Below are 11,895 nucleotides of genomic sequence, written 5' to 3' on the forward strand. Positions count from 1 at the left end.
GGTGCCCCTTCTCGTGCCGACTCTTGCACAGAATAGCGTCAGGGGCCGACTTTCTGGCGGTCTCTGTCGGTTTCCTGCGGAAGTATCGTGATTCGGGCAACGTGGAGACATGACTGCACCGCTGCATCCTGACACCGTCGCCGTCCACAGCGGGCGCTCCGATCTCGAAGGTCTCGGGGTCCACGCGCTGCCGATCGACCTGTCCACGACGAACCCGCTGCCCGACATCGAACGCGGCGGGGAGTCGTACGAGGCCATGGCGACAGGGGGTCGCCCGCCGGCGGACGGCAGCATGGTCTACGCGCGCCTGTGGAATCCCACGGTCGCCCGCTTCGAGGACGCGCTCGCCGAACTCGAGCACGCCGAGGCCGCCGTCGCCTTCGCCTCGGGCATGGCCGCGATGACCGCCGTGATCCTCGCGCACACCGGCGCGACGGGTGCGCGCCATGTCGTCGCGGTGCGTCCGCTGTACGGCGGCACCGACCATCTGCTCGGGTCCGGGCTGCTCGGCGTCGAGACCACCTACTGCCACCCCGACGAGGTGGCGGCGGCCGTACGGCCCGACACCGGCCTCGTGGTCGTCGAGACCCCGGCGAACCCGACGCTCGACATCGCCGACATCGCCGACGTGGTGCGCCAGGCCGGGTCGGTCCCGGTCGTGGTCGACAACACCTTCGCGACCCCGGTGCTGCAGAACCCGATCGATCTGGGCGCGGCGATGTCGCTGCACAGCGCCACCAAGTACCTCGGCGGCCACGGTGATGTGATCGCCGGCGTCGTCGCCTGCAGCGAAGAGACCGCGGAAGCGCTGCGCCGCGTGCGAGCGGTGACCGGGGGGCTGCTGCATCCGCTCGGGGCGTACCTGTTGCATCGCGGACTCACGACCCTGCCCGTGCGGGTGCGGCACCAGCAGGAGAGCGCACGGCGGATCGTGCAGTGGCTGATCGACCGACCCGAGGTCGCCGAGGTGTTCTATCCGGGGCTCGACGGCGATCCGCGCGGCATCCTGGAGCGGCAGATGCGCGGCACGGGGGCGATGATCGCGATGAGGATGCGGGGCGGATTCGCCGCGGCGTCCGCCGTCACGAGTGCGACGGCCCTGTTCACCCATGCGGTGTCGCTCGGCGGAGTCGACTCGCTGATCCAGCATCCGGCGGCGCTCACCCACCGCCCGGTCCCGCCCGAGGCGCGTCCGGCCGCCGACGTTCTGCGGCTGTCGATCGGCCTGGAGGACGTCGACGACCTGATCGCCGACCTCGGCCAGGCGTTCGCGGCGATCGCCTCGATGGTCGCCGCCGACGCCGCGCCGCAGGTCTCGATGCACGCCGCCTCCTCGAGTGAGGCATCCCGCGGGGCCGTCCGCGCCTGAGGGGACGGCCCCGCGGCGGTGGCGGTGGCCTGCACTCATGCGAGCACGGGCCTCCGCAGTCTTCGGCCCACAACGCCGTGACGGGGGGCGAACAGGTAGGCGAGTCCGAAGACGACCCCCTGCACCACGACCACGAGGCCACCGGACGCGGCGTCGATCCAGTAGCTCAGGTAGATCCCGATCACGGCCGAGAGGGCGGAGAGGATCGGGGCGATCAGGAGCATCCGACCGAACCGGTCGGTGAGCAGATGAGCCGTCGCTCCAGGGATGATCAGCATGGCGACGACGAGCACCACGCCGACGACCTGGAGCGCGACCACCGCCGTGAGGGCGAGGACGCCCAACAGCAGGGCTCCGAGGAACCGCGGAGACAGTCCGATCGCGAAGGCATGGGTGGGATCGAAGGCGTACAGCGTCAGATCGCGGCGCTTGATCAGCAGCACCGCGAAGGCCACGGCGGCGAGGATGCCGATCTGTATGAGATCGCCGGTGGAGACGCCGAGGATGTTCCCGAAGATGATGTGGTTCAGGTCGGTCTGGCTCGGGGTCACCGAGATGAGGACGAGACCGAGCGCGAAGAGGGTCGTGAACACGATCCCGATCGCCGCATCCTCCTTGATCCGGCTGGTCCCGCGGATTCCGCCGATGAGGCCGACGGCGAGCAGGCCGAACACCAGGGCGCCGATCGCGAACGGGGCTCCGAGGATGTAGGCGATCACGACGCCGGGGAGCACGGCGTGCGAGACGGCGTCGCCCATCAACGACCAGCCGATCAGGACGAGCCAGCACGACAGCACGGCGCACACCACGGCAGCGATGATGGTCGTGACCAGGGCGCGGACCATGAACTCGTACTGCAGCGGTTCGACGAGAACCTCGATGATGCTCATGCCGCAAGCTCCGATCCGTCATCGAGTCCGAACGCCCTGGCGAGGTTCTCGGGGCGCAGAACCTCGTCGACCGGTGCGTGCAGAAGGACGCGCCGCAGGAGCAGGACGGCGTCGTCGGCGAGGCTGGGGAGCGCATGGAGGTCGTGCGTGGAGATGAGGATCGCGTGGCCCTCGGTGGCGAGTTCACGAAGGAGCCCCACGATCATGGCCTCGGAGCGCTTGTCCACCCCGGCGAAGGGCTCGTCGAGAAGCAGCATCCGCGCCCCTTGTGCGATGCCGCGGGCGACGAAGGCTCGCTTGCGCTGGCCGCCCGAGAGCCGCCCGATCTGTCGGTCGGCGAGGTCGGCGAGGTCGACGCGCTGAAGTGCGTCATCGACGGCCGCGATGTCGTCGCGGCGAGGGCGGCGGGTGATCCCCTGCCGTCCGTATCGCCCCATCATCACCACATCGCGCACGGAGACCGGGAAGTGCCCGTCGATCTCGTCGCTCTGCGGAACGTAGCCGATCAGGCCGTTGCGGCGCGCGGCGGCGGCGGGAGCACCGTCCAGGCTGACCGTGCCGGTGTGCGGACGGATCAGCCCGATCACCGTCTTGAAGAGGGTCGACTTGCCAGATCCGTTCATACCGATCAGTGCGGTGATCCGCCCGGCCTCGACCGTCAACGAGACATTCTCCAGGGCGGTCACGTCGCCGTAGCGGACTCCGACCCCGCGCATCTCGATCGCGCTCATGAGCGGCCACCGGCCAGTGCGGAGACGATGGTGTCTGCGTCGTGGCGGATCAGGTCGAGGTAGGTCGGGACAGGGCCGCCCTCCTCCGAGAGGGAGTCGACGTAGAGCGTGCCGCCGAACGCGGCACCCGTCGCGTCGACGACCTGCCGCATGGGCTTGTCTGACACGGTCGACTCGCAGAACACCGCGGGAACCTCGTTCTCCTGCACGAACGCTATCGCCCGGGCGATCTGCTGTGGTGTCGCCTGCTGCTCAGCGTTCACGGGCCAGATGTAGGCCTCGGTCAGGCCGGCGTCCCTCGCGAGGTAGGAGAACGCGCCCTCGCATGTCACGAGGGCCCTGTGGGCCTCGGGAAGGCGGGACAGCTCGGTCACGAGATCGTCCTGCACCTTCTGCAGCTCTGCGTTGTACGCCGTGGCGTTGGCCGTGAAGGTCTGCGCGTGTTCGGGGGCGAGGTCCATGAAGGCATCGCGCATGGTGTCCACATACCGCTGCACGTTGAGGGGGCTCATCCACGCGTGTGGGTTGGGGGTGCCCGCATACGCGTCCTCCCCGATGTCGATCACGTCCACGCCTTCGGAGACGACGACGTGCGGCACGTCCACGGTGTCGACGAACTGCGCGAACCAGAGTTCGAGGTTGAGGCCGTTGTCGAGGATGAGGTCTGCCTCCGCGGCCTTGCGGATGTCGCCGGGGGTGGGTTCGTAGCCATGGATCTCCGCCCCCGGCTTCGTGATCGATTCGACGATGAGCTCGTCGCCCGCGACGGCGCGGGCGATGTCGGCGAGAACCGTGAACGTCGTGAGGACCACCGGTTGGTCGTCGCTGGTGGGGGCGACGGCGGGGGCGGTGCAGCCCCCGAGGATCAGGGCCGATGCGACGGCGACGACGGCGGTGGCACGGCGAGCTAGATTTTTAGGCATGCCTAAAAATCTAGCTTTTAGGCACACCGAAAACAACCCGGCGCACGCGGCGGGCCTTCAGGCGGACGGCAGCCGGATCGTGCCGGTCGCGATGCGCTCGGTCGGCATGCGGTCGCGCTCGTAAGTGATCTCGTCGTACCCGTGCGGGGTCGGCATCCCGTGTTCGTCGAGGCTCACGAAGACGATCTTCTCGATCGTCAGGATGCGTTTCCGGGTGATCATGTTCCGCGCGACGGCGCGCATCGTCAGCGAGGTAATGCCGAAGCGTGTGGCCTGCAGCCCGATCTCGATCAGATCGCCCTGCACGGCCGACGCCTCGAAGGTGATCTCCGAGATGTGCTTGGTGACGGCGCGGTAGTTGCCCAGCTGCACGATCGCGTAGATCGCCGCCTCCTCGTCGATCCACTTCAGTAGGCTCCCGCCGAACAGCGAGCCGTTCGCATTGAGATCCTCGGGGCGCACCCATTTGCGGGTGCGGAAGTTGAGTCCGTCTTCCGACCACTGCCAGGCCGGTGCCTTCTGCTTCGCCATGAGCACGAGGGTAGGCGGGCCGTGAGTCCGCGATGTTACGGTCCGTTTTCGTGGAAGGCACAGCGCCCCTCGGCTTCGTTTGTGCATTCACCACAAGAAACTGAGTCTCAAGAGTGCTGAGACTTGGTTTCGATCGGCAAATCCGGCCGATGGCAGGTGGTGCGCCCATACAGTCGCCGGTGGCAACGACGCCACTGACCCGGGAGTCCTCAATGACGAGTGCAAAGCCCCACGCGCATGGAATCGGAATGCGCATCGCCGTGATCGTGCTCAGCCTGCTGCTGGCCGCGATGGTGATCCTGTTCTTCCTGACCACGAGCAAGATCGCCGCCGGCGCCTCCGAGCTCGCCGTCGGAACCACGACGGCCGAGGACGGGTCCGCCGATCTCGCAGCCGGTGCCGCCGACCTCTCCGCCGGCGCCACCCGGCTCGCCGCGGGCACCGACGACCTCTCCACCGGCACCGCCGGGGCGCAGCAGGGATCGCAGAAGCTGAGCGATGGTGCGACGACGGCCGCGACCGGTGCGACGACCCTCGCGGAGGGCGCGAGCAGCCTCGCCGCCGGCGCGACCACGGCGGTCGACGGCGCGGGCAGGGTGAGCGGAGGAGCGCAGTCGGCGCTCGCCGGTTCCCAGGAGCTCGCCGCGAAGCTCGTCCAGGCGGACGCCGGTGCGCAGACCCTCTCCGCCGGGGTCTCCACCCTCGCCGCGGGCGTCGCGGGCGCCCATCAGTACGCGAACGGCGTGCTGGCCGGGGCGACCACACTCAGCGACACGCTCGGCGCGAAGGTGGACGACAACGTGGTCGCTCTGGCGCAGTCGGGCACGAAGACCCTGTTGGAGGGCGTCGCAGCCACGGCGCCCGGCCACTCCCAGCAGCTCCGCGACGCACTCGCCGGGATGCTCGCCGCCGACCCGGAGAACGCGCGGCTGCAGGCGCTCGTGACACTCGCCGACGGTGTCGACAAGCAGGTCGACGCGATGGCTCCCGCGGCCGCGGGGGCCCCGGCTCTCGCACAGGGCCTCGTCGCCGCGGCCGACGGCTCGTCGCGGGTCACGGCCGGCGTCGACGCACTCATCAGCGGAGACCCGACGAAGAAGTGGCCGGGCACGGTCGCCCTCGTCGCACCCCAGGGCGCTCCCGCGCTCGTCGCGGGGGCACAGTCCCTGCAGTCCGGAACCTCCCAGCTCTCGGCCGGTGCCGCGAAGCTCACCGCGGGGCTGCAGACGCTCGCCTCCGGAGCGTCCTCCCTGCATGCGGGGACGGCGAACCTCAGCGCCGGAGCGAGCCGACTGAACGACGGTGCCGGCACGCTCGCCACCGGCATCGGTGCGCTGCAGGCCGGTGCGGGCGACCTCAACGTCGGCATGGAGAAGCTCTCCGAAGGGGCGGCCGCGGTGGCAGAAGGATCGGGAGACCTCGCCGCAGGTGGCGACAAGCTCGAGGCGGGAGCGGCCGACCTCGCCGCCGGCAACGGCCTGATCGCCGAAGGCTCGGGAACGCTCGCCTCCGCCACGGCCGGAGCCGCGCCGTCGATGCTCCCCTGGATCCTCGGCATCGCCCTGGCCGGGCTGATCGCGATCGGCTTCTGGGTCGGACACCGCATCACCCATCGCCGCTCCCTGGCTCTCGCCGCCTGACCGTCTCCACTCACCGTCCCCACCCGCTGTCCTGGGCGGATGCCTCCCCACCGGGCATCCGCTCAGGTTGGCACGTCGCTTCCGGAACGTGCACCATGGAAGGCGGGGGGAGCTCCACGACGCGGATGCGATGCGGTCGTGTCCCGGGGAGAGGCCCTCGCCGTCCGCAACCGGGGAAGGATCTGCTCGTGGCTCCTGACGCTCCGTCGCCCGCAGGATCTGCGCGGCCGCGTCGCCGCGCAGGGTGGATCATCGGGCTCGCCGTGACTGCCCTCGTCGCGATCATCGCGACGGTCATCCTGGTGCAGAGGCCCGGTTTCACCACGAACGTGACGATCTCGCTGAGCTACGTCGGCGATGACGGGCAGACGTACTCCTGCACGTACGACTACAGCACTCCGGACCGGCTGCCGATGCCCGCCGACATCGCCGAGAGCATGAACTCTCGCGACTGGTCCCAGACCGGCCAGGACATCTACGAATGGGCGAAGAGCCATCCGGCCGAGCACTGGACGACGGAGGATGAGCTGCCCGCAGACGACCCCCGGTCGACGCGGGCGGACGCATCCTGGGGCCTGGCGATGGAGGAGTTCGTCACGTTCCCCCCGTGGCAGATCGATGCGGGAGACGGGGACGAGTACGCGCTGTGGCAGGAGGCGCGCGCGGGCAGCAACTGCGAAGACGGCCTGCGGTGAGACCGCGCCGGAACGTATCCGCTCAGGGCAGAGCGGCCCACGGCAGAATCCGGCCGAGCGCGACGGGCGGCGACGGATGCTGGGGGCATGAGCGAAGACAACCCCTCCATCCCGCAGTTCGGCCCTGAGGCCCGGCGTGCACTGTTCCACGAGCGCGTGCTCGTGCTGGACGGCGCACTCGACGACGACAACGGCACGCTGCTGATGACGCAGCTGTTGGCGCTGTCGGCCGAGGATCCCGTCGCCGACATCGCCCTCTGGATCCACTCACCCGGGGGGTCGGTGCCGTCGATGCTCGCGATCCGCGACATCATGCACCTCATCCCCAACGACGTCGCGACGCTGGCGCTCGGGCTCGCCTGCAGCGCGGGGCAGTTCCTGCTCTCCGCAGGAACCCCGGGCAAGCGGCGGGCGCTGCCGCACGCGCGCATCCTCATGCATCAGGGGTCCGCGGGCATCGGCGGCTCGGCGGGCGAGATCGAGACGCAGGCAGACGACCTGCGGCACACGCGCGACACCGTGCTCGGGCTCATCTCCGCCGACACCGGTCAGCCGCTCGAGCGCATCTTCGAGGACTCGCTGCACGACCGCTGGTACACCGCCACCCAGGCACAGGACTACGGGTTCATCGACGGCATCGTCGCCTCGATCGCCGAGGTGATGCCGCGACGACGCGCGCGCGTCGGACTGGGGGCGGACGCATGAGCGGATACACCATCCCGAACGTCATCGCGCAGCATCCGCGCGGGGAACGCATCATGGACGTCTATTCGCACCTGCTCGCGGAACGCGTCATCTATCTCGGCACCGGCATCGACGCCGGGGTCGCGAACGCCCTCATCGCGCAGCTGCTGCATCTCGACGCGGACAGCCCGGAGTCGGGCATCCAGTTCTACATCAACAGCGAGGGCGGCGACCCCGGCGCGGCGCTGGCGATCTACGACACGATGCAGCACATCCGCCCGCGCATCGCGACGACGTGCGTCGGTCAGGCCATCGGCCCTGCGGCACTCCTCGTCGCGGCCGGAGACCCGGGGGAGCGGGCCGCACTCGCCCATGCGCGCGTCGTGCTGCACCAGCCGGCCGGGCAGTCGAGGGGCGCGATCCCCGACCTGATCCTCGCCGCCGACGAGGTGGTGCGGGTGCGGTCCGACATGGAGGAGATCCTCGCCAGGCACAGCGGTCGCACGGCCGCGGAGCTGCGTGCGGACACCGACCGTGACCGGGTGTTCACGGCATCCGCCGCGCGGGACTACGGGCTCATCGACACGGTGCTGGGCGCCCGCGGCTGATTCGTTCGCCCTCGTCTTCGCCCTCGGCCTCGTGCTCGCGGGCAGCCTCGCCCTCGCGGTCAGGCGGCGAGGGCGAACGCGCCGCGCGACGCAGACACCGACACCGACACCGCGGCGGATGCCGGGACGGCAGCGGACCGCAGTTCGTCGGCCACGGCGCTCGTCAGCTCGATGAGGCTCGTGTCGAGGGCGCCGGCGATCGCGGCGATCATCTCGCTCGACGGCTCCTTCAACCCGCGCTCGACCTCGGAGAGGTACTGCGGCGAGACGCCCGCCTTCTCCGCGGTCTCGGTGAGGGTCTCCTCGCGATCGTGGCGACGTCGGCGCAGCTGATCGCCCAGCAGGTGGCGCCACAGCGGCTCGGGGTCGCTCGGGTGGGGGCGGTCGGTGCGGGGTGCGCGCGGGAACGGGACGATGTCGGCCATGCCTCACGATAATCCGCCGCATCCAGCCGGTTCGAGCGGTTCTGCTCAGAGCAGAACCGCTCGTGCTCAGGCTTCTGCGGGGTTCGGCGCGGATTCGGAGGAGGGGGATGCGGAGGCATCCGTCGCCCACCAGCTGGCGAGCATCCGGAGCTTGTCGGCCGACGCCGTGCCCGGTTCGGCCGTGTAGGTCGACAGGTGGAGACCGGGGTCGGCCGGCAGCTCGAACGCCTCGTACGTCAGCTCGATCTCGCCGACCACCGGATGCACGATGCGCTTCACGCCCGTCCGGTGGAACCGCACGTTGTGGGCGGCCCACAGAGTACGGAACCGCTCGCTCCGCGTCGAGAGCTCGCCGACGAGATCGGTGAGCTTCCGATCGAACGGATTGCGTCCTGCCTCACCGCGCATGGCGGCCACGAGCTCCTGCGTGTTGCGTTCCCATTCGGGGTAGAACTCCTGCGCCGCCGGATCGAGGAATGCGAAGCGCGCGCTGTTCGGCTGCGGCTGTGCGAACACCGGCGCGTACAGGGCGTGCCCCAGCGCGTTCGCGGCCAGATAGTCGAAGTAGTTGTTGCGCACCACCGCCGGCGCCTCGGTCATCGCATCGAGGAGCCGGAGGATGCTGGGTCGCAGCTCGGTCGCCTTCTTCCGTGGCGTGCGCGCAACAGGGGAGGCGTTCGCCGTGCGGGCGAGGTCGAACAGGTGCGCGGTCTCGGCCTCGTCCAGCTGGAGCGCGCGAGCGAGGGCTTCGAGCACGCTGTCGGAGGCGCCGGACAGGTCGCCGCGTTCGAGCCGGGTGTAGTAGTCGACGCTGACGCCCGCGAGGAGCGAGACCTCTTCCCGGCGGAGGCCCGGCACCCGACGGTTGCCGCCGAATGCGGGGAGTCCTGCCTGGTCGGGGGTGATGCGTGCGCGCCTCGTGGAGAGGAACTCGCGCACCTCGCTGCGGGTGTCCATGCTTCGACGCTACGCGCTCGGCGACCGCGGAGGGAGGTACTGCCGGTACCGGTGATCGGCCGGCGCCGGTTCAGAGCGCCGCCGTCACGCCGGGCAGGAGCTTCCCGAGGATCGTCCCCAGCTGTCGGCGTTCCTCGGCGCTGAGCGGATCGAGCACGAGCTCGCGCACCTGCTCGACGTGCACGGGGGCGGCCGTGCGCAGCATCTCCCGTCCCGCCGGGGTCAGCGCGGCCGAGAGGGTGCGCTTGTCGGAGCCGCAGGAGGTGCGCGCGACCCAGCCGCGCTCCTCGAGCGAGTCCAGCGCGTGGCTCAGGCGCGACCGGCTGAGCCCGGCGATGCGGGCGAGCTCGGTCATGGTGACGGCGCTCTCGCCCTGGCCCGCCAGCGTGATGAGGATGGCATAGCGCGCATGATTCAGCCCGACCTCTTCTTTCAGCGTGCGGTCGAGCACCTGGGGCAGCAGCTGCACGAACCGGATGACGGGCAGCCAGGTGTCCATCTCGATGTCGTCGAGTCGACGCGGATGATGCTGCTCCGCCGCCATGGTGTCCTCCTGGAGTGCCACGCCCGCGGTCACGCCGCCGACAGGTCGAGCGTGTGCGCCGTGTGGTCCCGCTTGGCCTGCAGGTAACGGGTGTTGGACTCGGACAGGTGCACCTCGGTGCGCACGCGCTCGGTCACGCGGATGCCGAGTGCTTCGAGCTGCACGGCCTTGTCGGGGTTGTTGCTCAGCAGACGGATGCCGTCGACGCCGAGCGCGTTCAGCATCTGGGCGGCGACGGTGTAGTCGCGCTCGTCCTCGCCGTGACCCAGCGCCACGTTCGCCTCGTAGGTGTCGAGGCCCGCGTCCTGCAGGGCGTACGCGTCGAGCTTGGCGTAGAGCCCGATGCCCCGGCCCTCCTGGCGCAGGTAGAGCAGGAATCCGCCCTCTTCCGCGATGCGTTCGACGGCCTCGCGCAGCTGGGGGCCGCAGTCGCAGCGCTCCGACCCGAACACATCGCCGGTCAGGCACTCGCTGTGCGGGCGCACGAGCGGGGCGTCGCCGCCGTCGGTCGCACGTTCGAGGGCTGCACGCCAGTCGCCGAGGCCGAGCAGCAGGTGCTCGCGGCCGTCGACCAGGCCGTCGAACGTGACCACGTCGGCGGCGGTGGAGAAGCCGTCGCCGAAGCGCAGCGGCACGCGGACGCTGGTGCGTTCCGTGGCGACCGGAGCGACGGTTGAAGTTTCAATCATGCCGGGTGCAACACGCGGTCCGCCGGAGTATTCCCGGAAGCACGGTATATCGGAGGGGTTCCCTCAGTACCTCCCATGCGCGCCGGATTCGGCGTTGACTGGGGTGCACACGACGGAAGGAGCACCACGAATGCGTGGAGTAGTCATGTACGCCCCCGGCGACGTCCGGGTCGAGGAGCGGGAGAAGCCGACCATCGGCAGGGCGACCGATGCCGTCATCCGGATCGCCGCCACCTGCATCTGCGGGTCCGACCTTTGGCCCTACCGCGGCGCCAACGAGGTCGATCACGCACCGATGGGTCATGAGTACGTCGGCGTCGTGGAGGAGATCGGCTCCGAGGTGCAGACGCTGAAGGTCGGAGACTTCGTCGTGGGGTCGTTCATGGCCTCCGACAACACGTGCGAGATCTGTCAGGCGGGCTACCAGTCCCGCTGCGTGCACGTCGTGCCGATGGGAAGGTACGGCACGCAGGCGGAGTACTCGCTCGTCCCGCATGCCGACGGCACCCTGGTCGTCACACCCGGACAGCCCGACGCCGACCTGATCCCCTCGCTGCTCGCGGCATCCGATGTCCTCGGCACCGGATGGTTCGCGGCCGTCGCCGCCGAGGTCGGCCCCGGCAAGACGGTCGCGGTGGTCGGCGACGGCGCCGTGGGCCTGCTCGGCATCCTCGCCGCGCGGGAGCTCGGCGCCGCGCGCATCATCGCGATGAGCCGGCACGCCGACCGGCAGGCGCTGGCACGGGAGTTCGGCGCGACCGACATCGTCTCCGAGCGCGGGGATGAGGGCGTCGCGCGCATCAAGGAGCTCACGAACGGCCTGGGCGCGCACTCGGTGATCGAGGCGGTCGGCACGCAGGAGTCGATGATGCAGGCGATCCGCTCCACGCGCGCCGGCGGACATGTCGGCTACGTCGGCGTCTCGCACGACGTCGCGCTGCCCGGTGAGGAGCTGTTCTTCTCCGGGGTGCACCTGCACGGTGGTCCCGCTCCGGTACGGCGCTTCCTCCCCGAGCTGATCCAGCTCATCTGGGATCGGAAGATCGACCCGGGCAAGGTGTTCGACCTCACCCTCCCGCTCGAGGATGCGGCGGAGGGCTACCGGGCCATGGACGAGCGTCGCGCCACCAAGGTGCTGCTCACGGTCTGACGCCCGATCGTGACGGAAGAAGACGGCGGCGCGCCGAAGCTCGCCGCCGACTCGGTAGC

General features: G+C 70.0%; 14 protein-coding genes. 6 read left to right on the forward strand and 8 right to left on the reverse strand.

Features of this window, described 5'->3' with window-relative positions:
• Window positions 1–109 precede the first annotated feature (109 nt).
• Entirely contained in the window at window positions 110–1,369 is a 1,260-nt protein-coding gene (locus tag CQ042_RS04340) for a PLP-dependent aspartate aminotransferase family protein (protein WP_105669066.1), read from the forward strand.
• Window positions 1,370–1,404: 35 nt separating this feature from the next.
• On the opposite strand, the gene CQ042_RS04345 is transcribed toward CQ042_RS04340, so the two are convergent.
• From CQ042_RS04345 to CQ042_RS04360, 4 genes are read right to left on the reverse strand one after another with little or no spacing between them, the layout of a single operon-like run.
• Complete coding sequence (locus CQ042_RS04345; RefSeq protein ID WP_105669068.1) at window positions 1,405–2,259, reverse strand: metal ABC transporter permease; 855 nt, start codon at window positions 2,257–2,259, stop codon at window positions 1,405–1,407.
• Entirely contained in the window at window positions 2,256–2,990 is a 735-nt protein-coding gene (locus CQ042_RS04350; protein WP_105669070.1) for a metal ABC transporter ATP-binding protein, read from the reverse strand. The genes CQ042_RS04345 and CQ042_RS04350 overlap by 4 nt, the downstream gene beginning before the upstream one ends.
• Entirely contained in the window at window positions 2,987–3,913 is a 927-nt protein-coding gene (locus CQ042_RS04355) for a metal ABC transporter substrate-binding protein (protein WP_105669072.1), read from the reverse strand. The genes CQ042_RS04350 and CQ042_RS04355 overlap by 4 nt, the downstream gene beginning before the upstream one ends.
• A gap of 57 nt (window positions 3,914–3,970) precedes the next feature.
• Window positions 3,971–4,444 (reverse strand): acyl-CoA thioesterase, encoded by a 474-nt coding sequence (locus CQ042_RS04360; protein WP_105669074.1) that lies wholly within the window; start codon window positions 4,442–4,444, stop codon window positions 3,971–3,973.
• 248 nt (window positions 4,445–4,692) lie between these two features.
• On the opposite strand from CQ042_RS04360, the gene CQ042_RS04365 reads away from it, so the two are divergent.
• The 4 genes from CQ042_RS04365 to CQ042_RS04380 all read left to right on the forward strand — a co-directional run bounded on the left by CQ042_RS04365 (window position 4,693) and on the right by CQ042_RS04380 (window position 8,071).
• Complete coding sequence (locus tag CQ042_RS04365) at window positions 4,693–6,084, forward strand: hypothetical protein (RefSeq protein WP_105669076.1); 1,392 nt, start codon at window positions 4,693–4,695, stop codon at window positions 6,082–6,084.
• Between the two features lie 188 nt (window positions 6,085–6,272).
• Window positions 6,273–6,779, forward strand: a complete 507-nt coding sequence (locus CQ042_RS04370) for a hypothetical protein (RefSeq protein ID WP_105669078.1) — start codon at window positions 6,273–6,275, stop codon at window positions 6,777–6,779.
• An 87-nt stretch (window positions 6,780–6,866) separates the two neighbouring features.
• Window positions 6,867–7,484 carry a ClpP family protease gene (locus CQ042_RS04375; protein ID WP_181157432.1) on the forward strand — a complete coding sequence of 206 codons (618 nt, stop codon included), beginning with the start codon at window positions 6,867–6,869 and terminating at the stop codon, window positions 7,482–7,484.
• Window positions 7,481–8,071, forward strand: a complete 591-nt coding sequence (locus CQ042_RS04380) for a ClpP family protease (RefSeq protein ID WP_105669080.1) — start codon at window positions 7,481–7,483, stop codon at window positions 8,069–8,071. The genes CQ042_RS04375 and CQ042_RS04380 overlap by 4 nt, the downstream gene beginning before the upstream one ends.
• A 59-nt stretch (window positions 8,072–8,130) precedes the next feature.
• On the opposite strand, the gene CQ042_RS04385 is transcribed toward CQ042_RS04380, so the two are convergent.
• The 4 genes from CQ042_RS04385 to ribA all read right to left on the reverse strand — a co-directional run bounded on the left by CQ042_RS04385 (window position 8,131) and on the right by ribA (window position 10,686).
• Window positions 8,131–8,496 (reverse strand): helix-turn-helix domain-containing protein, encoded by a 366-nt coding sequence (locus tag CQ042_RS04385; protein WP_105669082.1) that lies wholly within the window; start codon window positions 8,494–8,496, stop codon window positions 8,131–8,133.
• 66 nt (window positions 8,497–8,562) lie between these two features.
• Window positions 8,563–9,453 carry a helix-turn-helix transcriptional regulator gene (locus CQ042_RS04390; protein ID WP_105669084.1) on the reverse strand — a complete coding sequence of 297 codons (891 nt, stop codon included), beginning with the start codon at window positions 9,451–9,453 and terminating at the stop codon, window positions 8,563–8,565.
• 70 nt (window positions 9,454–9,523) lie between these two features.
• Window positions 9,524–9,997, reverse strand: coding sequence for a MarR family winged helix-turn-helix transcriptional regulator (locus CQ042_RS04395; RefSeq protein ID WP_105669086.1), 474 nt, complete (start codon window positions 9,995–9,997; stop codon window positions 9,524–9,526).
• A gap of 29 nt (window positions 9,998–10,026) precedes the next feature.
• Entirely contained in the window at window positions 10,027–10,686 is a 660-nt protein-coding gene (ribA, locus tag CQ042_RS04400) for a GTP cyclohydrolase II (protein WP_105669088.1), read from the reverse strand.
• A 130-nt stretch (window positions 10,687–10,816) separates the two neighbouring features.
• On the opposite strand from ribA, the gene CQ042_RS04405 reads away from it, so the two are divergent.
• Entirely contained in the window at window positions 10,817–11,836 is a 1,020-nt protein-coding gene (locus tag CQ042_RS04405) for a zinc-dependent alcohol dehydrogenase family protein (protein ID WP_105669090.1), read from the forward strand.
• The last annotated feature ends 59 nt before the right edge of the window (window positions 11,837–11,895 follow it).

This window comes from Microbacterium sp. MYb62 (assembly GCF_002979475.1).
GTDB lineage: Bacteria > Actinomycetota > Actinomycetes > Actinomycetales > Microbacteriaceae > Microbacterium.

Coding starts and splice junctions, on each gene's coding strand:
- CQ042_RS04360 (WP_105669074.1), bottom strand. CDS start 4,444: ATGGCGAAGCAGAAGGCACCGGCCTGGCAGTGGTCGGAAGACGGACTC.
- CQ042_RS04355 (WP_105669072.1), bottom strand. CDS start 3,913: ATGCCTAAAAATCTAGCTCGCCGTGCCACCGCCGTCGTCGCCGTCGCA.
- CQ042_RS04350 (WP_105669070.1), bottom strand. CDS start 2,990: ATGAGCGCGATCGAGATGCGCGGGGTCGGAGTCCGCTACGGCGACGTG.
- CQ042_RS04405 (WP_105669090.1), top strand. CDS start 10,817: ATGCGTGGAGTAGTCATGTACGCCCCCGGCGACGTCCGGGTCGAGGAG.
- CQ042_RS04365 (WP_105669076.1), top strand. CDS start 4,693: ATGCGCATCGCCGTGATCGTGCTCAGCCTGCTGCTGGCCGCGATGGTG.
- CQ042_RS04380 (WP_105669080.1), top strand. CDS start 7,481: ATGAGCGGATACACCATCCCGAACGTCATCGCGCAGCATCCGCGCGGG.
- ribA (WP_105669088.1), bottom strand. CDS start 10,686: ATGATTGAAACTTCAACCGTCGCTCCGGTCGCCACGGAACGCACCAGC.
- CQ042_RS04345 (WP_105669068.1), bottom strand. CDS start 2,259: ATGAGCATCATCGAGGTTCTCGTCGAACCGCTGCAGTACGAGTTCATG.
- CQ042_RS04395 (WP_105669086.1), bottom strand. CDS start 9,997: ATGGCGGCGGAGCAGCATCATCCGCGTCGACTCGACGACATCGAGATG.
- CQ042_RS04340 (WP_105669066.1), top strand. CDS start 110: ATGACTGCACCGCTGCATCCTGACACCGTCGCCGTCCACAGCGGGCGC.
- CQ042_RS04385 (WP_105669082.1), bottom strand. CDS start 8,496: ATGGCCGACATCGTCCCGTTCCCGCGCGCACCCCGCACCGACCGCCCC.
- CQ042_RS04390 (WP_105669084.1), bottom strand. CDS start 9,453: ATGGACACCCGCAGCGAGGTGCGCGAGTTCCTCTCCACGAGGCGCGCA.
- CQ042_RS04375 (WP_181157432.1), top strand. CDS start 6,867: ATGAGCGAAGACAACCCCTCCATCCCGCAGTTCGGCCCTGAGGCCCGG.